Origin of the sequence: Comamonas sp. UBA7528 (assembly GCF_002479375.1) — a bacterium.
Taxonomy (GTDB): domain Bacteria; phylum Pseudomonadota; class Gammaproteobacteria; order Burkholderiales; family Burkholderiaceae_C; genus Comamonas.
The window spans coordinates 100,437-126,273 of sequence record NZ_DLMU01000003.1 but is presented as its reverse complement, the minus strand read 5'-3'; the positions used below and the strand labels follow the sequence as shown (position 1 = coordinate 126,273).

Genomic DNA, 25,837 nt, shown 5'->3' with positions numbered 1-25,837 from the left:
GCATGTAGGGGCATGGTGCTGGCAGACGCTTCCCAGGCCCTATCCCTTGGTGAACATGCAGAGCGCAGACATTTCCCCGGCCGAACACGCAACCCCCGCCTTGCCGCCCGCGGCCTATTCGCGTTTCTGGCAGCGTCTGCACCGGCGCTACGACGCCCTGTTCCCGCTGCTGCCGGCCGGCGTGCCCACCCGTGCCACCATGGAGCAGGCGCTCGACGCCCTCCTGGCCCAGCCCTGTGAGCTGGGGGCGGCGTTGCGTATCCTGCGCCAGCTGGTGCTGGAGCGCACCATGGTGCTGGATTGCGAAGGCACGGCCGACCTGGGCGCCGTCACCCGCAGCATGACCGAGCTGGGTGAGCTGGCCCTGGACCGCGCCTGCCAGGCCGCCCGCGCCGATCTGGACAGCCGCCATGGAGCCCCGCAGGGGCCGGACGGCCAGCCGGTCCAGCTGTGGATCATCGGCATGGGCAAGTTCGGCGCGCGGGAGCTGAATGTCTCCAGCGACATCGACCTGATCTATGTCTACGAACACGATGGCGACACCGCCGGCCTGCCCGACGGACGCGGCAAGCTCTCCAACCATGAATACTTTGGCCGCGTGGTCAAGGCCATCTACGCGCTGATCGGCGACACCACCGAGCACGGCTTTGTCTTCCGCGTTGACCTGGCGCTGCGCCCCAATGGCAATTCCGGCCCGGCCGCCGTGTCCCTGGGGTCGCTGGAAGAGTATTTGCTGGTGCAGGGCCGCGAATGGGAGCGTTTCGCCTGGCTCAAGAGCCGCATCGTCGCGCCCACGGCCTGCATTGGCACGCCCAATGTGCAGGGTCTGCGTGGCGTGGTCCTGCCTTTTGTGTTCCGCCGTTATCTGGACTACAGCGTGTTCGATGCGCTGCGCAGCCTGCACCGCCAGATCCGCGAACATGCCACCCGCCGCAGCGCCGGTCACCCCGAACGCGCCAACGATGTGAAGCTGTCGCGCGGCGGCATCCGCGAGATCGAATTCACCGTGCAGCTGCTGCAGGTGGTGCGCGGCGGCCAGTTCCCCGAACTGCGCTGCCGCCCCACGCTGGAAGCGCTGCAGCGCCTGGCCCGTGCCAATCTGATGCCGCAGGAGACGGCCCAGCAACTGGCGGAGGCCTACACCTTTCTGCGCGGCGTGGAGCACCGCATCCAGTACCTGGACGACCAGCAGACCCATGTGCTGCCCACGCGCGACGACGATCTGGAATGGATTGCCCGCACCATGGGCTTTGCCCGCTGCCAGGATTTCCTGCACCAGCTCGATGCCCACCGCGAGCTGGTGGCCCAGGAGTTCGACACCCTGCTGGGCGGCGACAAGGCCCAGGACTGCGCCTCCGGCAACTGCGCCGGGCCGCGCGCCATCGCCGGGGGCCCAGCCATTCCCGATCTGGAAGCACTGCTCGAACAGCTGCCGCCGGCCCTGACCAGCCGCGTGGCCGAGTGGCGTGACCTGCCGCGCGTGCAAGGCCTGCGCGACGAGGCCCGCACCCGCCTGTTCCGCCTGGTGCTGCGCACCGCACAATGGGTGCAGCAGGGCAAGGTGGGCGAAGAAGCCGCCGTGCGCATGATCAACTGGCTGGAGCCGCTGCTGCGCCGCGAAAGCTATCTGGCCCTGCTGCTGGAACGCCCTTCCGTGCACGAGCGCCTGCTACACATGCTGGGCGCCGCCAAATGGCCGGCCCGCTACCTGCAGCAGCACCCGGGGGTGATCGACGAGCTGGCGGGTGAAGCCCTGTTCCAGGAACGCTTTTCCGCCGCCGACTTCGAGCACGAGATGGCGCTGCGCCTGCAGGCGCTGGAGTCCACTGGCGAAGACGACGACGAAACCCTGTTGAACCTGCTGCGCCGGGCCCACCATGCCGAAACCTTCCGCACCCTGGCCCGCGACGTGGAAGGCGCCATCACCGTGGAACAGGTCGCCGACGACCTGAGCGCGCTGGCCGACACCGTGCTGCGCGTGACCGCGTCCTGGTGCTGGCAACGCCTGAAGAACCGCCACCGCGAGGTCCCGCAGTTCGCCATCATTGGCTACGGCAAGCTGGGCGGCAAGGAACTGGGCTATGGCAGCGACCTGGACATCGTCTTTGTCTTCGACGACGCCGACGACAACGCCCCGGAGGTCTATGCCGCCTTTGTCCGCAAGCTGATCAACTGGCTCACGGTGAAGACCGGCGAAGGCGATCTGTTCGAGATTGACACCGCCCTGCGCCCCAACGGCAATTCCGGCCTGCTGATCACCAGCTTCAAGGCCTACGCCGACTACCAGCAGCAACGCGGCAGCAACACCGCCTGGACCTGGGAACACCAGGCCATGACCCGTGCGCGCTTCGTGCTGGGCAGCGACGATCTGGCCGCCCGCTTCGATGCCGTGCGCGAAACCGTGATCACCGCCCCCCGCGACGCCGCAGCGCTGCGCGAGGAGATTGTCTCCATGCGTGCCCGTGTGCGCGCCGCCCATCCGGTGCGCGGTGCGGCCTTTGATGTGAAGCACAGCGAAGGCGGCATGGTGGACGCTGAATTCGCGGTGCAGTACCTGGTACTGTCCCAGTCCGCACAGCACCGTGAACTCATCGACAATGTGGGCAATATCGCGCTGCTGCAACGGGCCGAAGCCGCCGGGCTGCTGCCCGCAGGCCAGGGCCAGGCAGCGGCAGCGGCCTACCGCGAACTGCGCCGGGTACAGCACCAGTCGCGCCTGAACGAGGGCAACGGCCAGGTGGATCCGGCCAGCGTCCAGGTCCAGTCCGATGCCATCCGGCAGCTGTGGCAGTCCGTTTTTGGTGATGCGTAAGCAATTACTTCCAGTTCCAACGGAAATTTCCGTGGAGCAGTCCTCCATAAGATGTAAAAATATGTCACATCTTCCATGTGGCCGCCATGAACCTTGTTGAACTGAATATTGACACCATTCCTTTGGGTCAGCCCCTGCCTTTCGCCTTGCGCGGGGTGGCCGGTGCCTTGCTGGCCCAGAAGGGCTATGTGATCCGTACGCCCAAGGAACTGGAAATCCTGCTGGCCCGTGGACAGACCCTGTGCGTGGACACCGACGAGTCGGGCGACAGCTTCCGCGCCTTCAAGGCCCACCTGCAGAACATGCTGATGTCGGACAAGCCCCTGGGCATGATTTCCAGCATGACCATGCATGCCACCCTGGCCCAGGAAGATGCCGCCGACCGGGAACGCAAGACACCGCACTGGCCCACCTGGCAGGCCCGCCTGACCCAGCTGATGCGCACCCCCGACCCGGATAGCTTTCTGCCCCGGTTCGAGAACATGCACCAGGGTCTGGCCCGCCACTGCGCCGAAGCCCCGGACGCCACCCTGCTGGCCCTGGTGCAGATGTCCGCCGAGGAAACCCGCCACTACTGCGCCACCCACGCCATGCTGGTGGCGGCGGTGTGCATGATTTCCGCCCGGGAAACCCTGCGCTGGCCGGAAGAGCGCATCCACCAGATCGGCCGCGCCGGTCTGAGCATGAACCTGGGCATGGGCCATCTGCAGGACGACCTGGCCCAGCAGATCACCCCGCTGAGCGCCACCCAGGCGCAGGCCGTGGAAGACCACGCCCTGCGCTCGGAGCAGATGCTGCGCGACCTGGGTGTCACCGACGAGGTCTGGCTGCAGGGCGTGCGGGGTCACCACCTGCGCGCACCCGGCCGCCTGGCCGAGAAGACGGCGGGTGACCAGCTGGCCCGGATGATCCAGCGCGCCGACATCTTTGGCGCCCGGATCGCACCCCGCGCCAACCGCCACCCCATGTCGGTCACCTCGGCCATGCAGGCCAGCTACTACGACGAAACCAAATCGGTGGACGAAGCCGGGGCCGCGCTGATCAAGTCGCTGGGCATCTACCCGCCCGGTGCCTGGGTCAAGCTGGCCAGCGGCGAAACCGCCGTGGTCGTGCGCCGCGGCACCACGGCCGCCACCCCCAAGGTGGCGGTGCTGGTGAACAAGGAAGGCATGCCCACGGGCGAACCCATTCCGCGCGACACCGCCCACCCGAACTGGAAGATCTCCGCCCCGGTGGCACAGCGCGACGTGCGCGTGCGCCTGCCGCTGGACCGCCTGCTGGAGATCAATTGCTGAGCCTGCAGGCCGCCTGGATGCAAGCCGTTACATAAAAATTCCCCGGGCCCTCTGGAACTTTTGTCCAATGAGCCCATCTAGCAAGTAGTGGATTGGCGAGAGTGATCGCTTCCACCGTAACGGTTTATTGTTGTGAAGCCTGCATGCTTGGCATCTGTCCATCCTGGAGCGCTTCTCCTCCCTCCCTCTCTTAATTCGTTTCGGGACGCTTCACAACGTTTTTATGCAAAGCAAAAAGCCACCTCCGGGTGGCTTTTTTGCGGGCGGTCGGGGCCGGCGGGGCGGTTCAGAGCCGCGGCGCCGTGCCGGCAAAGCTGGCACGTGGGGCCAGGCGCTCGCGCAGGGCGGCCAGGGCCGGGCGTCCCTGCAGCCAGTCCTGCTGCGGAAAGCGGAAGGCCAGCCAGTCCAGGGCGGTGACGACGGCGATATCGGCCAGGCTCAGATGCTGACCGGTCAGGAACGGCTGTGCGCTGGGCGCCTGGGCCTGCATGGCATCCAGGCCGCGCTGCACCTTGTCCAGGGAGCGGTCCACCCAGGCCTGGCAGCGCTGGGCCTCGCTGCGGCCGGCCCAGGTCTGCTCCAGGCGCATGGCCACGCCGGCGTCCAGCACGCCATCGGCCAGGGCTTCCCAGGTCTTGACATGGGCGCGCTCGCGCCCGCCCGCCGGAATCAGCCTGCCCACCGGCGACAGCGTGTCCAGGTACTCGACGATCACGCGCGAGTCGTACAGCGCCTCCTTGCCGTCCAGCACCAGGGCCGGCACCTTGCCCAGCGGGTTGGTCTGGGGCAGCTGCGTGTCCGCTGCCCAGGGGTTGTCTTCCTGGAAACGGTAGTCCAGCTTTTTTTCGGCCAGCACGATGCGCACCTTGCGCACATAGGGGCTGGCGAGGGAACCAATCAACAACAAAGACATGGCGGAGGCTTTCGCGGAAGGCAGCGGGGAGATGGCGTGGCAGCGGGCCGGCATGCGCCGGCGCCGGAATCTGGGCCAAATTCTATCGGGGCTGTCGGGGGCAGGCCCTGCGCATTGCAGCCGTCCCACCTACAATCGCCCCCCATGAGCCTGTCCCACATCTCCGCCCTCTCCCCGCTCGACGGCCGCTACGCCGCCAAACTGACCGACCTGCGCCCCATCATGAGCGAGCAGGGTTATATGCACCGCCGCGTGCAGGTGGAAATCACCTGGTTCATCGCGCTGTCGGATGCCGGTTTTGCCGAGTTCCCCCCGCTGTCTGAAGGTGCCCGCACCTATCTGCACGGTCTGGTGAGCAACTTCTCGGAAGCCGATGCCGCCGCCATCAAGGAGATCGAAAAGACCACCAACCACGACGTGAAGGCCGTGGAATACTGGATCAAGGCCAAATTCGACGCCCGTCCCGAACTGCTCAAGGCCGCCGAATTCGTGCACTTTGCCTGCACCAGCGAAGACATCAACAACACCAGCCACGCGCTGCAGATCCGCGTCGGCCGCGACATGGTGGTGCTGCCCGCCCTGGACCGCATCATCCTGAAGCTGCGCGAAATGGCCCGTCTGTACGCCGCGGTGCCCATGCTCAGCCGCACCCATGGCCAGACCGCCAGCCCCACCACCGTGGGCAAGGAAATTGCCAACGTGGTGATGCGCCTGCAGAAGGCTTCGGACAACATCGCCAACGTGAAGACGCTGGCCAAGATGAACGGCGCCGTGGGCAACTACAACGCCCACCTGTCCGCCTGGCCCGACTTCGACTGGGAAGCCTTCAGCCAGAAGGTCATCGAGACCCCCGAGCCCCAGGGCCTGGGCCTGACCTTCCAGCCCTATTCGATCCAGATCGAACCGCACGACTACATGGCCGAGATCTTCGACGCCGTGGCCCGTGCCAACACCATCCTGATCGACCTGTCCCGCGACATCTGGGGCTATGTGTCCCTGGGCTACTTCAAGCAGCGCCTGAAGGCCGGCGAGATCGGTTCCTCGACCATGCCGCACAAGGTCAACCCCATCGACTTCGAGAATGCCGAAGGCAATCTGGGTCTGGCCAACGCCATCCTCAAGCACCTGTCCGAGAAGCTGCCGGTGTCACGCTGGCAGCGTGACCTGACCGACTCCACTGTGTTGCGCAACATCGGTGTCGCTTTCGGTTATGCCACCCTGGCCTACACCTCGCTGATGACCGGCCTGAACAAGCTGGAACTGAACGAAGAGCGCCTGCAGCAGGACCTGGACAACGCCTGGGAAGTGCTGGCCGAGCCCATCCAGACCGTGATGCGCCGCTATGGCGTGCAGGGCGCGTACGAAAAGCTGAAGGAAGTCACGCGCGGCAAGACCGTGCTGGCCGAAGACCTGCACCGCCTGATCAACGGCCTGGAAATTCCCCAGGCCGACAAGGACCGCCTGCTGGCCATGACGCCGGCCTCCTACATCGGCAAAGCGGCCGAACTGGCCCGCCGCGTCTGAGCCGGCCCCTGCGCCTGCCTGCGGGTGGCAACACCCGCAAGACCTAGCTGTAGAGCTGCCTCAGCGCCACTGCCGGCGCGCGGGTGGCTCTTGTTTTTGATAGTTTCCCAAGGACTGCCTGCGGGCAGCACCGCCACCACGCCCCGCCATGGCCATCAAGTCCACCATCTTCAAAGCCAATCTGTCGATTGCCGACATTGACCACAACTACTACGCCGACCACAACCTGACCCTGGCACGCCACCCCAGCGAGACCGACGAACGCATGATGGTGCGCCTGGTCGCCCTGGCGCTGAACGCCTGGCAGCTACAAGCCCTGTGCAACGGTGACGGCACGCTGGGCTTTGGCATCGGCCTGAGCGACCCGGACGATCCCGACGTCCACATCACCGACTACACCGGCCAGAAGCGCCTGTGGATCGAGGTGGGGCAGCCCGAAGAAAAGCCCATCGCCAAGGCCTGCAACAAGTCCGACCATGTGCTGGTCTACCCCTTCAACCATGCAGCGCATGTGTGGTGGAAAGGCATCGAGGGCAAGGTCAACCGCCAGGGCAAGCTGGAAGTGCTGTACATCGACTCCGACGTCGCACAGCAACTGGGCAGCCTGGCCGAGCGCAGCATGCAGCTGCAGGCGACCATCCAGGAAGGGCAGCTGACCCTGTCCAGCAACCAGGGCATGGTCGTCGTCGAACCCACCCGCTGGAAGTAACACCCGCCATCCCGTCGTCTTCGCCCGGCTGCCGGTTGCCCCGGGCTAGGCGCAGTCCATCTGCACGGCCTGTGCAAAAGCCGCCAGCTCCCAGCCCGCACCCAGCAGCAGGCGGCGGGTGGCACGCTGGTCCAGCACATCGCTGTCGGGGATGGAGGCACCCAGGTGCTGCAGCGATTTATCGCCGGCAATCGCCACGTAGTGGCTGCCGTAGCTGCGCGCCAGCCGGTTCCACAGACCGTGGGCCCCCGGCGACTGCCGCGCGCCGCTGAGCAGGCAGACGCCCTGGTCCAGCACCTGCTGGTACACCGCACTGGCAATGCCGCGGCGCTGGTAGGCCGGAGCCAGGCGGGAATGGGGCGAGCGCACGCGGCGGTCGGTGCGCCGGTCCACCTCCACCAGGCGGTTGAACACGGTGTAGCCGGCCAGGCAGGCATTGGCCACATCTTCCACATAGGCAAACCATTCGCCGTCGGCCTCGCGCCAGTGCAGCACGAACTGTGGGTCGTGCAGGGGGCGGCGTTCCAGCCCGTAGAGCTTGTTGCCCGGCTGGTACAGCCGTTCGTACAGCGCTTCCAGCTCACCGTCGACCAGGGGCAGCATCACGTCGATGCGCAGTTCGGTATGCAGCTGCGGCTGCAACGGCTGCACGGTCCGCCACCAGGCGGACACCGCAGGCACGGCAAAATTGCAAGCAAAGGTTGGCAGGGACAACGTCCCGATGGCAGGCAGGTACACCGCATGCTCCTTGGCGGGCCAGCGGGACGCACGGCGTGACGGCAGGGCACGCGCATCCGGTCTGCGGGCACCAGCGTGCCCGCAAAGATTCAGCTGTGCCTGTCCGTCGGCATGCGCCCGCGCGGGCTGGCCGGCACCGGGGGCACAGTGGTCACCGCCACACGCTGGCCTGCGACACCCAGGCCAGCGCCTACAGGCCGTGCGGCCTGGCGGGGGCCGATTTCACGGCGCACCACGGCGCGCTCGCTCAGGCGCGCCATCACCGGCAGCAGCAGGTTTTGCACGCGCACGGGCAGCCCCAGGCCACGGGGGCGGGCAGACACATGGGGCAGGCAGCAGGCGGGCATCGAGGCAACAGGCCGGGTCCGGGTGACCACGGCATACACACACTGTCGGTGGAAAGCGGCCATCCTAGGCGACCCGGCCATGGCCGGCCAGCACCGGCGCCATATCGCACCAAATGGGTGCGATATGGGCGGAGTGCGGCAGCCTGCCCCGGCCCAATGTCCAGGGATTGCCCAAGAGCTCCGCCCGCCTTCTCAGCACGGCGCAAGCCCCGACCTCTACAATGCGACCCGATTTCGTCTCCCACACTTCTATAAGACCTGCCGGTTTCACCGCCATGAACATCATTCGCTTTTCCGACCTGTGCGCCCAGGGCAAAGCCCAGGGCCAGCGCGTTTTCATCCGTGCTGACCTGAACGTTCCGCTGGACGACGCCGGCCACATCACCGAAGACACGCGTGTGCGCGCTTCCGTGCCCGCCATCGAGATGGCGCTGAAGGCCGGCGCTGCCGTGATGGTCACCAGCCACCTGGGCCGCCCCACGGAAGGTGAATTCAAGCCCGAAGACTCGCTGGCCCCCGTGGCACAGCGTCTGTCCGAGCTGCTGGGACGCGAGGTGCCCCTGGTCGCCAACTGGGTGGACGGCGTGCAAGTCGCCCCCGGCCAGGTCGTGCTGCTGGAAAACTGCCGCGTGAATGTGGGCGAAAAGAAGAACAAGCCCGAGCTGGCCCAGAAACTGGCCAAGCTGTGCGACATCTTCGTGAACGACGCTTTCGGTACCGCCCACCGCGCAGAAGGCACCACCTACGGCATCGCCGAGTACGCGCCCATCGCCTGCGCCGGCCCGCTGCTGTCGGCCGAGATCGACGCGCTGAACAAGGCCCTGGCCGCACCGGCACGCCCCCTGGCCGCCATCGTGGCCGGCTCCAAGGTGTCCACCAAGCTGACCATCCTCAAGAGCCTCGCTGACAAGGTGGACCAGCTCATCGTGGGCGGCGGCATCGCCAACACCTTCATGCTGGCGGCCGGCCTGAAGATTGGCAAGTCGCTGGCCGAGCCCGATCTGGTGGCCGACGCCAAGGCAGTGATCGATGCCATGGCCGCCCGCGGCGCCAATGTGCCCGTGCCCACCGATGTGATCACCGCCAAGACCTTTGCGGCCGACGCCGTGGCCACCGTCAAGAAAGCCACCGACGTGGCGGACGACGACATGATTCTGGACATCGGCCCCGAGACCGCAGCCCTGCTGGCGGCACAGCTGAAGAAAGCCGGCACCATCGTCTGGAACGGCCCGGTGGGCGTGTTCGAGTTCGACCAGTTCGCCCATGGCACCCAGGTGATTGCCCAGGCCATCGCCGAATCCCCCGCCTTCAGCATTGCCGGCGGTGGCGACACCCTGGCCGCCATTGCCAAGTACGGCATCGACAAGGACGTGGGCTACATCTCCACCGGCGGCGGCGCCTTCCTGGAAGTGCTGGAAGGCAAGCAGTTGCCTGCCTTCGAGATCCTGGAAAAGCGCGCCAACGGCTGAAGGTCAGCCCCCCAGGGCCACCGTTCTAAAAAAAGCCCGCAGTGCACACTGCGGGCTTTTTTATTCTGGGTGAGGGGGAAGAAGGCCTCTGCGCCGGCTGGGCGCTCACCCCCACAGCATGCTGCCACCGGTCCACGCCAGATAGCCCAGCACGCTGAAATACGCCACGCTCAGCACCAGACCCAGGTAGCCCAGCAGCACAAACAGCCCATCGCGCTGCACCAGGCCGACGGTCAGCAACAGAATGCCCACGGCCGGGGCGGTGTTGGAAAACGGAATCGGCCCCAGCGGCGCCATCAGCAGCAGGCCGCCAAACGCCAGCACGGCGCTGTTCACGCGCAGCATGGTCCAGCCGGTCAGCGCCGGCCAGCGCGGCTGCACCCAGCGATCGATCCTGCGCACCACGGCCACACCCTTGTGCAGCACAGGCTTGAGCTTGGCGGCATCCAGCGGCTTGTCCAGAATGCGCTGCGGCAGCCAGGGCAGGCGGTTGAGGAACAGCGCGCAGGCCAGCAGCACAATCGCGGCGCCGAACACGGTGGACACACCAGGGATGGACACCGGAATCAGAAATGGCAGCGACGACAGCGCGCAGATCAACAGCATGCCCTGGCGGCCACTGGCCTCCAGCAGCGCGCGCAGGGTGACGGTGTCGCCGTCGATATCGTCAATCAGGGTGGTGAGCAGATGGCTCAGCATGGCATCCTTGGGTGGCGGGCGGTACAGGGCTGCGGACGCAGCCGGATGCGGTCTGAGTGCGCACAGCGCCCAAAGTTGCAGCGGCGTGGCGGCCTGGGCCCGGATGTTCCCACGGAACACCGTTTTTGCCGCAATACCCATGCGCGCACGCAGCTATCAAAAACAAAGCCCGCCAGGCTGCTGGCGGGCTTGCAGAACGCGATGGGCAGGGCGGCCGCAGCGGCCGGGCCTGCCGGCACTCAGTGGCCGAAGACGATCTGGGCGATCACGCCGGTCGCCACGGCCACCAGCAGATAGTCCTGGCCGTTCTGCACCCATTGCTGTCCACGCCCGGGCCGCTTCAGGCCATGGTGCTGCCAGTCCTGCACCACATAGTGCGGGCCCCGGTACTGCTGCGGCACGCGCGAACCCTGCACCCAGCGGTGGTCCGGACCGGCGCCATGGCGCTGGGCCTGTCCGTGCGCAGGCGCGTGGGGAGCCGCATGGGCCGCAGGGGCGGCAGGCTTGCCCGGATGGGGTTGCACGGCGGGCGCCTTGCGCGGTGCGTCGTGGCGCTCCGCTCCCGGTCCGCCCTGCGGGCCGGGTTGGGCCACGGCCGACAGGCTGGCAGCGCCCAGGATCACGGCGGCGAACAGGGCGGAAAATTTCGGTTGCATGGCAGTCCTCCTCAGGAAATATCGATGCAGCCATCGTAGGCAGCGCATGCAACGCCCAGCCCACACCGAGGTAAAGCGCAGGCAAAGTTGCGTGACCGTGCGTACCGCCACCGCGCCGTCAGGCCCTCACCGTGACCGTGCCGGCCACAGCACCGAAGCGATGGCCACCACCATCAGGCCCACGGCCGTCCAGTCCTGCCAGTGCAGCACCTCGCCGAGCCACCAGGCACCGCTGAACACGCCGATCACCGGAATCAGCATCACGCTCAAGGTGGAGGCCACGGGCGGCAGCGTGCGCGCCAGAAAGAACCAGGTCACCTGGGCAAAGCCGATGGCCAGCGGGCCGTTGTAGAGGATGGTGACCAGGGCCGTGCGGTCCGGCCAGACCCAGCGCTCGCGCTCCAGCAGCGCAGCCAGCACGGTCAGCACGATGGCCGTGATCAGCACCATCCAGAACGACAGCGTCATCAAAGGCACCGGCATGCTGGTGCGGCGCAGCAGCTGCGTGCCCAGGGCCCAGCCGGCGGCGGCGGCCAGCATCAGGCCCACGCCCACGGGGCGGCTGCCCATGGCGGCCGTTTCGTGCCACAGCAGCAACACCACGCCCAGGGCCGCAGCGGCCACGCCGCCCCAGGCCCGGCCGGCCAGCCGGTCGCCAAAGCAGAAGGCGCCCAGCACCGCCGAGAAAATGGGCATGGTGTAGCCCAGGATGGCGGCACGCCCGCTGGACAGCAGCGGGATGGCCAGAATCATCAGGCAGTGCCAGAACAGCATATTGGTCAGCGTCAGCATGGCCAGCTTGCCCCAGGCGGCCCGCGGTACGGTCCATGGCGCTTGCTGCTGCCACAGCACGGCGGCCAGCACCGGCACGGCCAGCCACATGGCCACCATGCGGAAGGTCAGCGGGGGGAAATGCGCCACCCCGACTTTCATAATGGGCCAGTTCAGCCCCCAGACGACGGTGAGCAAAACCAGCAGGACAAGTTGACGGGGCGTGAAGCGGGGCATAGGCGGCCGATTGTGCAGGCAAGAACCGGCCCACCGAGGGACACACGCGACAGCCTGGGCACCGATGGGCCGCCCCCTCTAAAATCGCGCTTTATGACTTTTCTCGACATGCTGCGCGACGCGTCCACGCGCAATGACTCCATGCTGTGCGTGGGTCTGGACCCCGAACCCAGCCGCTTTCCCGGCGCCATGCAGGGCGATGCGTCCAAGATCTACGACTTCTGTGCAGCCATCGTCGATGCCACCCACGATCTGGTCAACAGCTTCAAGCCACAGATCGCCTATTTCGCGGCCCACCGCGCCGAAGACCAGCTGGAAAAGCTGATGGCGCACATGCGCCGCGTCGCCCCCTATGTGCCGGTGATCCTGGACGCCAAGCGCGGCGACATCGGCTCCACCGCCGAGCAGTACGCCAAGGAAGCCTTCGAGCGCTACGGTGCGGACGCCGTGACGCTCTCGCCCTTCATGGGCTTCGACTCCATCACGCCCTACCTCAAGTACGAGGGCAAGGGCGCCTTCCTGCTGTGCCGCACCTCCAACCCCGGTGGGGACGATCTGCAGGCGCAGACCCTGGCCGACCTCCCCGGCCAGCCGCACATGTTCGAGCATGTGGCCAAGCTGGCCCAGGGCCCCTGGAACACCAACGGCCAGCTGGGTCTGGTGGTGGGCGCCACCCGCCCGCAGGAGATCGAACGCGTGCGCGCCGTGGCCCCCACGCTGCCGCTGCTGATCCCTGGCGTCGGCGCCCAGGGCGGTGATGCCGTGGCCACGGTGAAGGCGGCACGCATCGGTGGCGGCCCCATCATCATCAACTCGTCGCGCGCCATCCTCTACGCATCGCAGGGCGAAGACTTTGCCCAGGCCGCACGCGCTGCGGCCATCGCCACCCGCGCCACGCTGCAGGCCGCCGCCCGCAGCTGAATCCCCACCCCAGCGCAGCGCCTGTTATGCAGCTCAAGTGGCTGGAAGACTTTGTGGCCCTGGCGCAGGAGCGCAGCTTTACCCGTGCGGCGGAGCTGCGGCATGTGACCCACCCGGCCTTCGGCCGGCGCATCCGTGCGCTGGAGGCCTGGGCCGGCACCCCCCTGGTGGAGCGGGAAGGCAGCCCGGTGCGACTGACGCCGGCCGGCGAGGTGTTCCTGGATTCCGCCGAGCAGATCGTGCGCACCCTGGAACAGTCGCAGGAAGAATTGCGCGCCGCGGCCGGTCGCCAGGCGCACACCATCACCCTGGCCACGGGCCGCACGCTGGCACGCACCGTGGTCGCCGACTGGCTGATGCAGCTGCAACCGGTGCTGAACCAGCACGAACTGGTGGTGCGCACCACCTCCATGCAGCAGGCGGCGTTGATGCTGGAGCAGGGCCAGGCCGATTTTTCGCTGCTCTACCACCACCCCACGCTGGCGCCCGGGCTGGACACACGCCAGTTCCACTATCTGCATGTGGCATCGGACAAGCTGGTGCCGGTGGCCCGGGCCGATGCGAGCGGCGCTGCCCGCTACCGCTTTGAAAGGGGCACCCCGGTGCCCTACCTGGCCTATGCACGCGCCCTGGCGCTGGGCCGGCTGGTGGAAGACCACCTTGCCAACCACCGCCAGGCCCCGCGTCTGCAGCGTCTGGTGGAGTGCGACAGTGCCGACGCGGTGCACGAATACGCGCTCAAAGGCCTGGGGGTGGCCTGGCTGCCCTGGTCCATGGTGCATGCCGACTGCCGTGACGGCCGGCTGGCCGTGGCCGGGGGGGTCGCGCTGGAAATCCGCTTCGATGTGCGCATCTACCGCCCGAAAAGGCGACTGAGCCCCTCGGCCGAAGATTTCTGGCAAGCTCTGCAACCTGCTTGATGCGTTTTTTGCATACCCTGATAACAGCACGGACATGTGCCGTTTTGGCACCAAACTTGCTGGTGAAGATCGCACAATTCGCAACAACCCCGTTTCGAACACTCCCCCCTCCTCCCTGAAGGACAGAAATTCATGACCCGCACTATCCTGCGCCGCACCGTGCTGGCCTGCGGCGTGGCCCTGGTGGCCGCTCCCGCCCTGGCTGATGCTTCCTACCCCAACAAGCCCGTGACCATCGTCGTGGGCTACCCCGCCGGCGGCTCGACCGATCTGGTGGGCCGCCTGGTGGCCAACGAGATCGAAAAGCACCTGGGCCAGACCGTGGTGGTGGAAAACCTGGGCGGCGCCGGCGGCGCCATCGGTGCCCAGAAGGTGGCCAATGCCAAGCCCGATGGCTACACCCTGCTGGTGGGCGCCAACAACGAACTGGCCATTGCCAACCTGGTGAACAAGGCCGTGAAGTACAAGATCAGCGACTTCACCCCCATCGGCATGGTGGCGTCCCAGCCCATGGTGCTGGTCGCCTCCCAAAAATCCGGCGTGAAGAACGCCCGCGAATTCATCGACCTGGTGAAGGCCAAGCCCGACGCCACCAGCTACGGCTCGTCCGGCGTGGGCACGGCCCTGCACCTGGCCGGCGAAATGATGAAGGACCAGGGCAAGATCAAGATGCAGCACGTGCCCTACCGCGGCGTGCCGGCACTGACCAATGACGTGCTGGGCAACAACATCGAGTTCGGTGTGTTCGTGCTGTCCTCGGGCCTGCCGCTGATCAAGTCCGGCAAGGTCGTGGCCCTGGGCACCACCGAAGCCAAGCGCTACCCTGCCACGCCGGATATCCCGGCCCTGGCCGAGCAGCCCGAGTTCAAGAACGTGAACATCAACAGCTGGTTCTCGCTGATGGGCCCGGCCCACATGCCCGCCCCCGTGGTCGCCAAGATCAAGGCCGCGCTGGACAAGACCATGGCCGCCCCCGAATTCCGCAAGAAGATGGAAGACGCTGGCGCCCAGGTCATGGACCCCAAGCTGGATCCCAGCAAGTACATCAACACCGAAATCGGCAAGTACAAGAAGATCGTGGACGTGGCCAAGATCGAAATGTGATCGCCCTGCGGGCAGCGCCTGGCACAGCCCGGGCGCCTGCCGCACATGCAAAGCCCCTGCTGCCCCGGCACAGGGGCTTTTCTGCGCTTGCACCACGGTGGTGCAGCCCCATTACACTGCGCCGCGCCACAAGCGCCGGAGCCTGGATGTGTCAGACCTGCTGCACCCGCGCGGGCGACAGCACGGCCGCATCCACGCCCTGGGCCAGCAGCGTGGCATCCACCGCCTCCCCCAGGATCAGATTGCGTGCCAGCAGGCTGTAGCCGGCGGCACTCTGGATGCCATAACCGCCTTGCGCAGCCAGCCAGAAAAAACCTGGCAGCGGCGCGGGCGACGCATCCCAGCCCACCACCAGCTCGCCGTCGGCCACAAAGCTGCGCAGCCCGGCCCACATGTGGCTGGGGCGGCGTATCTGCAGCGTGGTGGCCTCTTCGATGCGCCAGATGCCGGTGGCCACATCCAGCTCCTCGGGCTGCACATCGTGCGGGGTGGTGGCGTCGGCATTGGCCGGCGAACCCAGCAACTGGCCGGCGTCGGGCTTGATGTAGAAGCTTTCGTCGGCGCTGATCACCGCCGGCCAGTGCGTGGCATCCACCCCTTCCGGCACGCCGAAGGTGAAGGCGCTGCGGCGCCGGGGCGTCAGGCCGATCGGTGCCGCACCGGCCAGGCCGCCCAGCACATCGGCCCAGGCACCGGCGGCATTCACCACCACGGGAGCCTGCACGCTGCGGCCGTCGGCCAGCGTGACCGTCCACAACCCAGCAGGCCGCGCCAGCGCCGTCACCTCGGCACTGCACCACAGAGCGCCGCCGGCCTGGCGCAGGCCGCGCAGAAAGCCCTGGTGCAGGCCATGCACGTCGATATCACGCGCGCCCTCGTCCAGAAAACCGTCGACGATGCAGTCTTTGAGCACCGGCACCAGTGCCTGCAGAGCGCCCGCGTCCAGACGGCGGGCCGCAGGCGCATGCTGCAGCGCTTCAGCATAGGCCGTATCGACCAGCGCGCGCTGCGAGGCCGTGGCGATGTAGAGCACACCGCGCGGACTGAGCAGGGGCGCGTCGGCAAAACCGGCGGGCGGCGCGTCATAGAACGCCCGGCTGGCGCGGGTCAGCGCCTGCACCTGGGCCGGTCCGTAATGCTCTTCGAACAGCGCCGCCGAGCGGCCGGTCGTGTGGTAGCCCGGCTGGGATTCGCGCTCCAGCACCAGCACCCGCTGGCCGGCCTGCGCCAGTTGCCATCCGGCGGCAGCGCCGGCCATGCCCGCACCCACCACCACCACATCCCAACCCGCTGTCTGCATTGCCTGTTCTTCCTGCGGTCGGCGACCGCGCTGGGCGGTGGTGCCCTGCCCCCCCGCCGCTGGTTCAAGCCTCCCACCATACACCGGCGATGTGCTTGCCGCGTGCTGCGCCGCCGGTCTGGCAAAAAACCAAGGGTTAACCCTTTAATTTGTGGCGCAATCGTCCATCGGGTGACGCTCGCACGTCCACTGGTCGCCGCACCGCAGCAAAGATCCGGGTGTGCTGCCCATACTGGGAACATGGGCGCTTGCGGTCGCGCCCGGGGGTCTTGGGGCCCTGCGGCGCGGCCCCCTGACCTGGCGCCTCCATGCACTCCACCCACGCAAAGGAACACCCATGCCGCGTTGGCTTTCACAGTTGCGCCTGTCGCAGAAATTTCTGATCCTGGGAGTGCTGGCGTTGGTGATGGTGGCCATCCCCACAGGGCTGTACATCAAGGACGTGCTGGGCAATCTGCGCCACGCCGACCAGGAAGCCGCCGGCATGGCACCGCTGATGGCCGTCAACCAGGCGGCGCAGCAGGTCCAGCTGCACCGCGGCACCACGGCCGGCATGCTGGGCGGCGACACCGGCATGGCCAACCGCCGCACCAATGTGCGCGACGCCGTGAACCAGGCACTGAACCAGGCCCAGGACGCCCTGCAACAGGCCCAGGCCCCGGAACCGCTGCGCAGCAGCCTGCAGCAGCTGGCACAGGCCTGGCAGGGCCTGGAGCAGAAAGTGGCCGCCAAAGCCATCACCCCGCCGCAGAGCATGGCCGAGCACACCCAACTGGTGACCAGCCTGCACCAACTGAGCGAGGAACTGCTGAACGCCTACGGCCTGACCCTGACGTCCCACGCCGACATCCAGGCCCTGATCCAGTCCGCCCTGGTGCAGGCGCCCCTGCTGAGCGAAAGCCTGGGCATTGTGCGGGCCCAGGGCACGGCGGCGCTGGCGCAAAAGCAGCTCTCGCCCGAAGCCCGGGGCCATCTGCGTGCCCTGGTGCGCCGCATCACGGAAATCCGCGGCACCGGCAGCCGCGCCACCGAGCGCGCCATGCAGCTCAACCCCGAATTCCGCAGCACGCTGGGCAGCGTGGTCGACAATATGCGCGCCCTCACCAGCGCCAGCCTGACGCTGGCGAACGACCAGGTGATCGAGGCCCAGACACTGGCCCTGCCCCCGGCCGCCTACTTTGACAAACTGACCCAGGCCATCGACGCGGTGAACGCACTGGGCACCGGTGGTGCCCAGGCACTGAGCCAGCGCCTGGAAGACGCCGCCCGCAGCCAGCGCCGGCAACTGGTGGTGGTGGTGTCACTGCAGGCCCTGTGCCTGGTGGGTGCGGTGCTGCTGGCCCTGGCCTTTGTGCGCTCCATCACCCGCCCGCTGTCGCAGGCCGTGCAGCTGGCCCAGGCCGTGGCCGACGGCGACCTGGCCGGGCACGATGCGCCGGTGGACCGCAACGAAGTGGGTGAGCTGCTCGGTGCCCAGCAGCAGATGCGTGCCAGACTGCTGCCCATCGTGCAGCAGGTGCGCCGGGGGGCAGACAGCGTGGCTCTGGCCAGTGCCGAAATTGCCCAGGGCAACCAGGACCTGTCGTCACGCACCGAAAGCCAGGCCAGCGCGTTGGAAGAAACGGCCGCGTCCATGGAGGAGCTCAGCGCCACCGTGCGCCACAACGCCGACAATGCCCGCGAAGCCAGCCGCCTGGCCGAATCCGCCCGCGATGTGGCGGTACAGGGCGGCGACGCAGTGGCGCGCGTGGTGGGCACCATGCAGGGCATCAACGACAGCAGCCGCCGGATTTCCGACATCATCAGCGTGATCGACGGCATCGCCTTCCAGACCAACATCCTGGCACTGAACGCCGCCGTGGAAGCCGCCCGCGCCGGTGACCAGGGCCGGGGCTTTGCCGTGGTGGCCAGCGAGGTGCGGGCCCTGGCGCAGCGCAGTGCCGAAGCGGCCAAGGAGATCAAGCAGCTGATCGAGGCCAGCGTTTCCCGCGTGGGCGAAGGCAATGTGCTGGCCCAGCAGGCCGGTGCCACCATGGGCGATGTGGTGCTGGCCATCCAGAAGGTGACAGAGATCGTCAACGCCATCAGCAGCGCCAGCCAGGAGCAGGCCTCCGGCGTGGCCCAGGTGGGCGAAGCCGTGACGCAGATGGACCAGGTCACCCAGCAGAACGCCGCCCTGGTGGAGGAAATGGCCGCCGCCGCCACCAGCCTCCACACCCAGGGTCAGGAGCTGGTGCGCGCCGTCTCGGCCTTCCGCTGGAATGGCGGGCAAGCCAGCAGCAGTCCGCCGACACCGGCCCTGGCCGGTGGCACCGTCGAGCGCCCGGCCCTGCTGCAGACGTTGACCGCCGCCTGAAGCCAGGCCGCCCCCGGCCAGGTCTGCTGCGGTCCCATCGGGGGTCCTGGCCAGGGGCGTACGCCATGCGCAGCCCCGCCGCGCTGGCCCGGCCCAGGATGCCAAGGGGCAAGTGCCTCAACCCACCCCGGGTCCGGAATCCCCGCTGCGCTGGCGCCGGCCCCAAGCGCTCACTGCTGCAGATACGGCTGCAAATAGCGGCCGGTGTGGCTGGCAGGGTTCTGCGCCACCTGTTCGGGCGTGCCCACGGCCACCACCTGGCCGCCGCCAGCACCGCCTTCCGGCCCCATGTCGATCAACCAGTCTGCGGTCTTGATCACGTCCAGGTTGTGCTCGATGACGACGATGGTGTTGCCCGCATCGCGCAGCTGGTGCAGCACCTTGAGCAGCAGATCCACATCGGCAAAGTGCAGACCGGTGGTGGGCTCGTCCAGCACGTAGAGCGTGCGACCGGTGTCGCGCTTGGACAATTCCTGCGCCAGCTTCACGCGCTGCGCCTCACCGCCGGACAGGGTGGTGGCGCTCTGGCCCAGGCGGATATAGGACAGGCCCACGTCCAGCAGCGTCTGCAGCTTGCGCGCAATGGTCGGCACATCCTGGAAGAAGGCGTGCGCATCTTCGACCGTCATCTCCAGCACGCTGGCGATATCGCGGCCCTTCCACTGCACCTCCAGCGTTTCGCGGTTGTAGCGGCGGCCGTGGCAGATGTCGCAGGGCACATAGACATCGGGCAGAAAGTGCATTTCCACCTTGACCACGCCGTCGCCCTGGCAGGCTTCGCAGCGGCCACCGGCCACATTGAAGCTGAAGCGCCCCGGGCCGTAGCCACGTTCCCTGGCGGTATTGGTTTCGGCAAACAGGTCCCGGATGGGGGCGAACAGGCCGGTGTAGGTGGCCGGGTTGCTGCGCGGCGTGCGGCCTATGGGGGCCTGGTCGACATTGATGACCTTGTCGAAATGCTCCAGCCCCTCCAGCGCGTCGTGCGCCGCCGGCTCGGTGCTGGCGCGGTGCAGCTGGCGCGCCACTTCGGCGTACAGCGTGTCGTTGACCAGGGTGGACTTGCCCGAACCCGAGACACCGGTCACGCAGGTGAACAGGCCTACGGGGAACTCCACCGTCACCTGCTGCAGGTTGTGGCCGCTGGCCCCCACCACGCGCAGGGCCTGCAGCGCGTGGTGCTGGGGCGCCGCCGCCCTGTCCGCGCCCGGCACCTGCGGAAAACCGCCGGCCGGTGGTGCCGCCACGGGGGGCGCTCCTTCTTCCTGCCGCAGCGGCAGCCAGGGCGTGCGCCGGCGCGGCACTTCGATGCGGCGCTCCCCGCGCAGGTACTGGCCGGTGGGGGAGGCGGGCGTGGCCGCCACTTCGTCGAACGTGCCCTGGGCCATCACGCGGCCACCGTGCACGCCGGCCCCCGGTCCCATGTCGATCAGTTGGTCGGCGGCACGCATCATGTCTTCATCGTGTTCGACCACGATCACGGTGTTGCCGATGTCCCGCAGATGCTGCAGCGTGGCGATCAGCCGGTCGTTGTCGCGCTGGTGCAGGCCGATGCTGGGCTCGTCCAGCACATACATCACGCCGGTGAGGCCGCTGCCGATCTGGCTGGCCAGGCGGATGCGCTGGGCCTCGCCGCCGCTCAGGGTGTCGGCGCTGCGGTTCAGGCTCAGATAGCCCAGGCCCACATCGTTCAGAAAGCGCAGGCGCGCGGCGATCTCACCCACCACCTTGGCGGCGATATCGGCCTTGGCACCCTGCAGCTGCAGCGTCTCGGACCAGGTCTGGGCGCTGGCCAGGGTGTCGCCACCGATCTCGTAGATGGCCTTGCGCTGCGCGCCCTCGCCCACCCGCACAAAGCGTGCCTCGCGGCGCAGGCGCGTGCCATGACAGTCCGGGCACACGGCCGTGCTGCGCAGCTTGGCCAGGTCGTCGCGCACCACCTGGGAGTCGGTTTCGCGCCAGCGGCGCTGGATGTTGGGGATGATGCCTTCGAAGGGGTGGCTTTTGACCAGCGTCTCACCCTTGCGCGCACCGCTGTCGAACTGATAGGTGAAGGCAATGTCTTCTTCGCCCGAGCCCCACAGGATGACCTGCTGCACAGCCTCTGGCAGCTCGTCGAACGGCGTCTCCACGCTCACCTCGTGGTGCAGTGCCACGCTCTCCAGCATGGAGAAGTAGTAGCCATTGCGCCGGTCCCAGCCCTTGATGGCACCGCTGGCCAGGCTGAGCGTGGGGAAAGCCACCACCCGCTCCACATCGAACGCCTCGCTCACGCCCAGGCCGTCGCAGCTGGGGCAGGCGCCCTGGGGCGAGTTGAAGGAAAACAGGCGCGGCTCCAGCTCCGGCAGCGAGTAGGTGCACCGGGGGCAGGCAAAGCGGCTGCTGAACAGGTGTTCCTGGCCCCCATCCATTTCCAGCACCACGATGCGGCCGTTGGCCGCCGCACCGCCGATGCGCAGCGCCGCCTCGATGCTTTCCGCCAGACGCTGCTGCACATCGGCACGCACCTTGAGGCGGTCCACCACCACATCCACATCGTGGCGGGCGTTCTTGTCCAGCTGCGGCAGGTTGGCCGCGTCCACCACCGCACCGTCGATGCGAAAGCGGATATAGCCCTGGGCCTGCATCTGCGTGAACAGCTCGGCGAACTCCCCCTTTTTGGCCCGGGCCATCGGCGCCAGCACCATGATGCGGGTCTCTTCCGGCAGGGCCAGCACGCTGTCCACCATCTGGCTGACGGTCTGGGACTGCAGCGGCAGGTCGTGGTCCGGGCAATAGGGCGTACCGGCGCGGGCATAGAGCAGGCGCAGGTAGTCGTTGATCTCGGTCACCGTGCCCACGGTGGAGCGCGGGTTGTGGCTGGCGGCCTTCTGCTCGATGGCAATCGCCGGCGACAGGCCTTCGATCAGGTCGACATCGGGCTTGTCCAGCCGGCCCAGGAACTGGCGCGCATAGGCCGACAGGCTCTCCACATAGCGGCGCTGGCCCTCGGCGTACAGCGTGTCGAACGCCAGGCTGGACTTGCCCGAGCCGGACAGCCCCGTGAGCACCACCAACTGGTTGCGCGGGATGTCCAGATCGATGTTCTTCAGATTGTGCGTGCGCGCACCGCGCACACTGATGCAGGCATGGCCGGCCACGGCGCCCAGATAGCGGCCATGGTCCTGCGGTGCCGCAGGCACCGGACGGGAAGAAGAGGATTTCGGGTTCACGCAAACAGCTTTCTTGACGCGGCCCCCGCCACGGGGAAACCCACCATGATAGAGATTCACTCACAGCCCTGCCTGGCGCCCTCTTGCCGGATGACCGACAATGGCATGCTGCAAGGGGGCATCTCCCTGCCCGTGTCTCCTCTTTTCCACACCTGCCTGTTTTCGCGTGTCCGCTTCTTCCGCATCTTCTTCCACCGCATCCACACCGGCGCCATCGACCCGGATGACCAGCCTGGAGCGCCGCTCCAGCGCCAGCCTGGCCCTGATCTTTGCGCTGCGCATGCTGGGCCTGTTCCTGGTGCTGCCGGTGTTTGCACTGGAGGCGGCGCGCTACCCCGGGGGCGATGATCCGGCCCTGGTGGGTCTGGCCATCGGCATGTACGGTCTCACGCAGGCCGTGTTCCAGCTGCCGCTGGGCCTGGCCTCGGACCGCTGGGGACGCAAGCGCGTGATCGTCGCCGGCCTGCTGGTGTTTGCGGCGGGCAGCCTGCTGGCCGCCCTGGCCGATTCGGTCACGGGTCTGCTGGCAGGTCGCGCGCTGCAGGGCGCGGGTGCGGTGTCGGCCGCGGTGACGGCCCTGCTGTCCGATCTGACGCGCGACAGCGTGCGCACCAAGGCCATGGCCATGGTGGGCGGCAGCATCGGCCTGACGTTTGCGCTGGCCCTGGTGCTCAGCCCGCTGCTGGCCGCCTGGGGTGGCCTGCCCGGCATCTTCAGCCTGACCTGCGCCCTGGCGCTGGCCGGCGTCTGCGCCGTGCTGTGGGTGGTGCCGCCCGAGCCCCGCGCCCATGCCGACGCCCCGCGCGCCGCGCCCTCGGAGCTGCTGCGCCACACCGATCTGCTGCGCCTGAACCTGGGCGTGTTCGTGCTGCACACCGTGCAGATGTCCATGTGGGTGGCCGTGCCCGCCATGCTGGTGCAGGCCGGGCTGGCCAAGGCGGTGCACTGGCAGGTGTACCTGCCGGCCGTGGTGCTGTCGTTCGCGGCCATGGGTCTGCTGTTCTCCATGGAGCGCAAAGGCCGGCTGCGCGCCGCCCTGCTGGGTGCCATCGGCCTGGTGCTGGTGGTGCAGATCGGCCTGGGCATGCTCGCCGCCAGCGGCACTATCCCCACCGTGTGGTGCATGGCCCTGCTGATGTTCGTGTTCTTCTGCGGCTTCAACGCGCTGGAAGCCAGCCAGCCCAGCCTGGTCTCGCGCATGGCGCCGGCACCGCTGCGCGGCACGGCCCTGGGCGCATACAACACGCTGCAGTCGCTGGGCCTGTTTGCCGGCGGCGCGCTGGGCGGTGCCCTGGCCAAATGGGCGGGCACGCCCGCGCTGTTCGCCTCCACCGCCGTGCTGTGCGCGCTGTGGCTGGTGGTCAGCTGGCCGCTGCGCCCGGTGGGCCGCGCCGCTGCCGGCCATTGAGCCGCGCACGGTGCTTAGCACCGCTGCATCAAAAACCATAGCTTACGAAGATTACACATAAATGTTTTCATAGCAAAAAAGCTTTGAAAACATTTCTGGAAAAGCACAATCTGCTCACTTTTTTAATTTGTCCGTCACCCTGTCGCGACAGGCTTGCGGGTCTGTGCCGATCGCGCTGCACGACAGGGCCGACCTGCGTTATGCTGCGTCCCTGCAGTCCGCCGGAGGGGGACTGCACCTACCGATTTGGCCGGGGACCCTCCCCACTTTCTCCGGCTAGCTGCACAGGATTTTTTACCCATGGCATCCGTCAACAAAGTCATCATCGTCGGCAATCTCGGCCGCGATCCCGAAATGCGCACCTTCCCCAGCGGGGACCAGGTGGCCAACGTGACCATCGCCACCACCGACCGCTGGCGCGACAAGAACACCGGTGAAAACAAGGAATCCACCGAGTGGCACCGTGTGGTCTTCAACGGCCGTCTGGCCGAGATCGTCGGCCAGTACCTGCGCAAGGGCTCACAGGTGTATGTGGAAGGCTCCATCCGCACCCGCAAGTGGACCGACCAGAGCGGCCAGGAACGCTACAGCACCGAAATCCGCGCCGACACCATGCAAATGCTGGGTGCCCGCCAGGGCATGGGCGGCGGCCAGAACCAGGGCTATGGTGACGACGCCGGTTACGGCGACAACGGCGGTGGCGGCTACGACGCCGCACCCCGCCGCCAGGCTGCACCTGCTGCGCCCCGTCAGGCACCGGCTCCGCGCATGGCACCTCCCGCAGCGGCACCGGCCCCCATGGCCCCGCCTCCGCAGCGCGCCGCCTCGGGCTTTGACGACATGGACGACGACATCCCGTTCTAAGCCGTTCCCCCACTGTGCCGCAGCCGCTGTCTGCGGCATTTTCATTCCTGCGCTCCCATTTGCAGAGCGCACCCGACAGGGCCGACCTCGTGCGGCCCTGTTTTTTCGGCCTTTGTGGCCTGTGCCTTCCATGTCTACGTACCCGGATGAACATTACGCGGCCGACTGGCAGCGTATCCTCCAAGCCGCCCCCCCTGCGGCACGGGCCCAGGTCCAGCAACTGGCCATCGCCCACCAGCAGGCGCTGGCCCAGCACTTCTACGGCGAGATGCTGCAGGACAGCGTGGCCGCCACCATGCTGGACCACGCGCAGGTGCAGCAGCGCCTCAGCGCGTCCATGCAGGCCTGGGTCGCATCGGTGTTCAGCGCTGCGGCAGAAGGCGATCTGCTGCCGCTGGTGGCACAGCAAAAGCGCATTGGCGAGGTGCACGCCCGGATCGACATCCCCATGCATGTGGTGCTGCGCGGGGCACGCACCCTCAAGGACCGCATGTACGCCCTGCTGCAGGCCCAGCCGCAGGACGGCGCGGTCGCCCTGGTGTCCAGCGTGATCGACCTGACCATGGAAATCATGGGCCAGGCCTATGCCGTCTCGCACGACCGCCAGTCCCAGGCCAAGGAGGCCTACCGGCATTTCGAGCTGGCGCAGAACGTCTCCACCGAGCGCGAGCGCCGCCGCGCCAACCTGCTGGACTGGGAAAACCAGCTGATGTTTGCCCACGCCGTCGGCAGCGCGCCGGAGCAGCTGCCCCAGCTGGGACAGTCCGAGTTCGGCCTGTGGTTCCGCCACAAGGGCGCCCATGTGTTCCAGGGGACGCACGAGTGCACCACCATCCTGGGCACCATGGACGCCATTGACGTCGAACACCTGCCCGCACTCCACCGCGCCGACAGTACCCCCGCCGACCGGCTGGCCCTGCTGCACACGCTGCGCGACCACACCCGGCGCATTGCCTTCCTGCTGGACTCGCTGTTCGAGCAATCCAGCGCCCTGGAAGCCGGTCGCGATGTGCTGACCCGCCTGCTCAACCGCAAGTTCCTGCCGGTGGTGCTGGACAAGGAGGTGCACTATGCCCGCGAGGGCGGTCACAGCTTTTCGGTGCTGTCCATCGACCTGGACCACTTCAAACAGGTCAACGACACCCATGGTCACGAAGCCGGCGACATGGTGCTGCAGCAGGTGGCATCGCTGCTGAGCCAGCACAGCCGCGGCGGCGATTACCTGTTCCGCCTGGGCGGCGAAGAGTTCATCCTGGTGCTGGTGGATGCTGCCTCCGATGCGGCCCGGCGCACGGCCGAGCGCATGCGCCAGCACATCGCCAGGGAAATGCTGCATCTGCCACGCAACCAGACCCTGCAGGTGACCGTGAGCATTGGCGTGGCCACTTTCGACGGCCATCCCGACTACCAGATGCTGCTGCGCCGTGCCGATGCAGCGCTCTACCAGGCCAAGCACCTGGGACGCAACCGGGTGGAGCTGGCCGGCGAGTGATGCGCCCGGACAGAAACCTGCCCGATCGCTTGCAAATTACCTGATTCCAGGGATGGGCAGCTTGCACGGACCGCGCCATAGTCCCATGGCAAT

20 protein-coding genes are annotated in these 25,837 nt (G+C 67.5%); 12 read left to right on the top strand and 8 right to left on the bottom strand.

The features are described from left to right. Positions 1–55: 55 nt before the first annotated feature. Entirely contained in the window at positions 56–2,812 is a 2,757-nt protein-coding gene (gene glnE / locus B3349_RS03575; RefSeq protein WP_291586466.1) for a bifunctional [glutamate--ammonia ligase]-adenylyl-L-tyrosine phosphorylase/[glutamate--ammonia-ligase] adenylyltransferase, read from the top strand. Positions 2,813–2,898: 86 nt separating this feature from the next. After that, positions 2,899–4,107 (top strand): HD-GYP domain-containing protein, encoded by a 1,209-nt coding sequence (locus tag B3349_RS03570; protein WP_066538150.1) that lies wholly within the window; start codon positions 2,899–2,901, stop codon positions 4,105–4,107. 286 nt (positions 4,108–4,393) lie between these two features. Here the strand turns inward: B3349_RS03570 and B3349_RS03565 are convergent, their stop codons facing one another. Further along, on the bottom strand, positions 4,394–5,014 hold the full coding sequence (locus B3349_RS03565) for a glutathione S-transferase N-terminal domain-containing protein (protein WP_291586634.1): 621 nt from the start codon (positions 5,012–5,014) through the stop codon (positions 4,394–4,396). Between the two features lie 150 nt (positions 5,015–5,164). Here B3349_RS03565 and purB point away from each other — a divergent pair, with 150 nt between their 5' ends. Both purB and B3349_RS03555 read left to right on the top strand, forming a co-directional pair. After that, positions 5,165–6,544 (top strand): adenylosuccinate lyase, encoded by a 1,380-nt coding sequence (gene purB, locus B3349_RS03560; protein ID WP_066538153.1) that lies wholly within the window; start codon positions 5,165–5,167, stop codon positions 6,542–6,544. A gap of 148 nt (positions 6,545–6,692) precedes the next feature. Next, a complete protein-coding gene (locus B3349_RS03555; protein ID WP_291586463.1) occupies positions 6,693–7,253 on the top strand; it encodes a YaeQ family protein in 561 nt (186 codons plus the stop codon). Between the two features lie 45 nt (positions 7,254–7,298). Here the strand turns inward: B3349_RS03555 and B3349_RS03550 are convergent, their stop codons facing one another. Both B3349_RS03550 and B3349_RS03545 read right to left on the bottom strand, forming a co-directional pair. Next, on the bottom strand, positions 7,299–7,976 hold the full coding sequence (locus tag B3349_RS03550; protein ID WP_414646850.1) for an N-acetyltransferase: 678 nt from the start codon (positions 7,974–7,976) through the stop codon (positions 7,299–7,301). Between the two features lie 104 nt (positions 7,977–8,080). Then, the gene (locus B3349_RS03545) at positions 8,081–8,314 is read right to left on the bottom strand and encodes a hypothetical protein (protein WP_291586461.1); all 234 of its coding nucleotides are present in this window, start codon (positions 8,312–8,314) and stop codon (positions 8,081–8,083) included. 299 nt (positions 8,315–8,613) lie between these two features. On the opposite strand from B3349_RS03545, the gene B3349_RS03540 reads away from it, so the two are divergent. Next, positions 8,614–9,807: a phosphoglycerate kinase gene (locus B3349_RS03540; RefSeq protein ID WP_291586459.1), complete on the top strand. Its 1,194-nt coding sequence runs from the start codon at positions 8,614–8,616 to the stop codon at positions 9,805–9,807. Between the two features lie 105 nt (positions 9,808–9,912). Here the strand turns inward: B3349_RS03540 and B3349_RS03535 are convergent, their stop codons facing one another. The 3 genes from B3349_RS03535 to B3349_RS03525 all read right to left on the bottom strand — a co-directional run bounded on the left by B3349_RS03535 (position 9,913) and on the right by B3349_RS03525 (position 12,170). Continuing rightward, entirely contained in the window at positions 9,913–10,506 is a 594-nt protein-coding gene (locus tag B3349_RS03535) for an exopolysaccharide biosynthesis protein (RefSeq protein ID WP_218333236.1), read from the bottom strand. A 239-nt stretch (positions 10,507–10,745) separates the two neighbouring features. Then, positions 10,746–11,162, bottom strand: a complete 417-nt coding sequence (locus B3349_RS03530; RefSeq protein WP_291586455.1) for an RcnB family protein — start codon at positions 11,160–11,162, stop codon at positions 10,746–10,748. 126 nt (positions 11,163–11,288) lie between these two features. After that, complete coding sequence (locus B3349_RS03525; protein WP_291586453.1) at positions 11,289–12,170, bottom strand: DMT family transporter; 882 nt, start codon at positions 12,168–12,170, stop codon at positions 11,289–11,291. Positions 12,171–12,263: 93 nt separating this feature from the next. Here B3349_RS03525 and pyrF point away from each other — a divergent pair, with 93 nt between their 5' ends. The 3 genes from pyrF (at position 12,264) to B3349_RS03510 (ending at position 15,115) form a co-directional block, all read left to right on the top strand. Continuing rightward, positions 12,264–13,091, top strand: coding sequence for an orotidine-5'-phosphate decarboxylase (pyrF, locus tag B3349_RS03520; RefSeq protein ID WP_291586451.1), 828 nt, complete (start codon positions 12,264–12,266; stop codon positions 13,089–13,091). Positions 13,092–13,117: 26 nt separating this feature from the next. After that, on the top strand, positions 13,118–14,011 hold the full coding sequence (locus tag B3349_RS03515) for a LysR substrate-binding domain-containing protein (RefSeq protein ID WP_291586449.1): 894 nt from the start codon (positions 13,118–13,120) through the stop codon (positions 14,009–14,011). A gap of 132 nt (positions 14,012–14,143) precedes the next feature. Beyond that, entirely contained in the window at positions 14,144–15,115 is a 972-nt protein-coding gene (locus tag B3349_RS03510; protein WP_192334469.1) for a Bug family tripartite tricarboxylate transporter substrate binding protein, read from the top strand. Positions 15,116–15,266: 151 nt separating this feature from the next. Here the strand turns inward: B3349_RS03510 and B3349_RS03505 are convergent, their stop codons facing one another. Beyond that, a complete protein-coding gene (locus tag B3349_RS03505; protein ID WP_291586444.1) occupies positions 15,267–16,415 on the bottom strand; it encodes an NAD(P)/FAD-dependent oxidoreductase in 1,149 nt (382 codons plus the stop codon). A 337-nt stretch (positions 16,416–16,752) separates the two neighbouring features. Between B3349_RS03505 and B3349_RS03500 the strand changes: the two genes are divergently transcribed. After that, complete coding sequence (locus B3349_RS03500; RefSeq protein WP_291586442.1) at positions 16,753–18,771, top strand: methyl-accepting chemotaxis protein; 2,019 nt, start codon at positions 16,753–16,755, stop codon at positions 18,769–18,771. A 170-nt stretch (positions 18,772–18,941) separates the two neighbouring features. Here the strand turns inward: B3349_RS03500 and uvrA are convergent, their stop codons facing one another. Then, positions 18,942–21,950 (bottom strand): excinuclease ABC subunit UvrA, encoded by a 3,009-nt coding sequence (uvrA, locus tag B3349_RS03495; RefSeq protein ID WP_291586631.1) that lies wholly within the window; start codon positions 21,948–21,950, stop codon positions 18,942–18,944. A gap of 253 nt (positions 21,951–22,203) precedes the next feature. Between uvrA and B3349_RS03490 the strand changes: the two genes are divergently transcribed. From B3349_RS03490 to B3349_RS03480, 3 genes are all read left to right on the top strand, one after another. Beyond that, the gene (locus B3349_RS03490; protein ID WP_291586629.1) at positions 22,204–23,388 is read left to right on the top strand and encodes an MFS transporter; all 1,185 of its coding nucleotides are present in this window, start codon (positions 22,204–22,206) and stop codon (positions 23,386–23,388) included. A gap of 300 nt (positions 23,389–23,688) precedes the next feature. After that, positions 23,689–24,252, top strand: coding sequence for a single-stranded DNA-binding protein (locus B3349_RS03485; RefSeq protein WP_066538180.1), 564 nt, complete (start codon positions 23,689–23,691; stop codon positions 24,250–24,252). A gap of 130 nt (positions 24,253–24,382) precedes the next feature. Continuing rightward, the gene (locus tag B3349_RS03480; protein WP_291586438.1) at positions 24,383–25,744 is read left to right on the top strand and encodes a GGDEF domain-containing protein; all 1,362 of its coding nucleotides are present in this window, start codon (positions 24,383–24,385) and stop codon (positions 25,742–25,744) included. Positions 25,745–25,837: the final 93 nt, after the last annotated feature.

Bases quoted from the DNA above. Each gene is read 5' to 3' on its own strand.
- B3349_RS03480 (WP_291586438.1), top strand. From the start codon at position 24,383: ATGTCTACGTACCCGGATGAACATTACGCGGCCGACTGGCAGCGTATC.
- glnE (WP_291586466.1), top strand. From the start codon at position 56: ATGCAGAGCGCAGACATTTCCCCGGCCGAACACGCAACCCCCGCCTTG.
- purB (WP_066538153.1), top strand. From the start codon at position 5,165: ATGAGCCTGTCCCACATCTCCGCCCTCTCCCCGCTCGACGGCCGCTAC.
- B3349_RS03505 (WP_291586444.1), bottom strand. From the start codon at position 16,415: ATGCAGACAGCGGGTTGGGATGTGGTGGTGGTGGGTGCGGGCATGGCC.
- B3349_RS03500 (WP_291586442.1), top strand. From the start codon at position 16,753: ATGCCGCGTTGGCTTTCACAGTTGCGCCTGTCGCAGAAATTTCTGATC.
- B3349_RS03535 (WP_218333236.1), bottom strand. From the start codon at position 10,506: ATGCTGAGCCATCTGCTCACCACCCTGATTGACGATATCGACGGCGAC.
- B3349_RS03570 (WP_066538150.1), top strand. From the start codon at position 2,899: ATGAACCTTGTTGAACTGAATATTGACACCATTCCTTTGGGTCAGCCC.
- B3349_RS03530 (WP_291586455.1), bottom strand. From the start codon at position 11,162: ATGCAACCGAAATTTTCCGCCCTGTTCGCCGCCGTGATCCTGGGCGCT.
- B3349_RS03490 (WP_291586629.1), top strand. From the start codon at position 22,204: ATGACCAGCCTGGAGCGCCGCTCCAGCGCCAGCCTGGCCCTGATCTTT.
- B3349_RS03540 (WP_291586459.1), top strand. From the start codon at position 8,614: ATGAACATCATTCGCTTTTCCGACCTGTGCGCCCAGGGCAAAGCCCAG.
- B3349_RS03515 (WP_291586449.1), top strand. From the start codon at position 13,118: ATGCAGCTCAAGTGGCTGGAAGACTTTGTGGCCCTGGCGCAGGAGCGC.
- B3349_RS03510 (WP_192334469.1), top strand. From the start codon at position 14,144: ATGACCCGCACTATCCTGCGCCGCACCGTGCTGGCCTGCGGCGTGGCC.
- pyrF (WP_291586451.1), top strand. From the start codon at position 12,264: ATGACTTTTCTCGACATGCTGCGCGACGCGTCCACGCGCAATGACTCC.
- B3349_RS03525 (WP_291586453.1), bottom strand. From the start codon at position 12,170: ATGCCCCGCTTCACGCCCCGTCAACTTGTCCTGCTGGTTTTGCTCACC.
- B3349_RS03555 (WP_291586463.1), top strand. From the start codon at position 6,693: ATGGCCATCAAGTCCACCATCTTCAAAGCCAATCTGTCGATTGCCGAC.
- B3349_RS03485 (WP_066538180.1), top strand. From the start codon at position 23,689: ATGGCATCCGTCAACAAAGTCATCATCGTCGGCAATCTCGGCCGCGAT.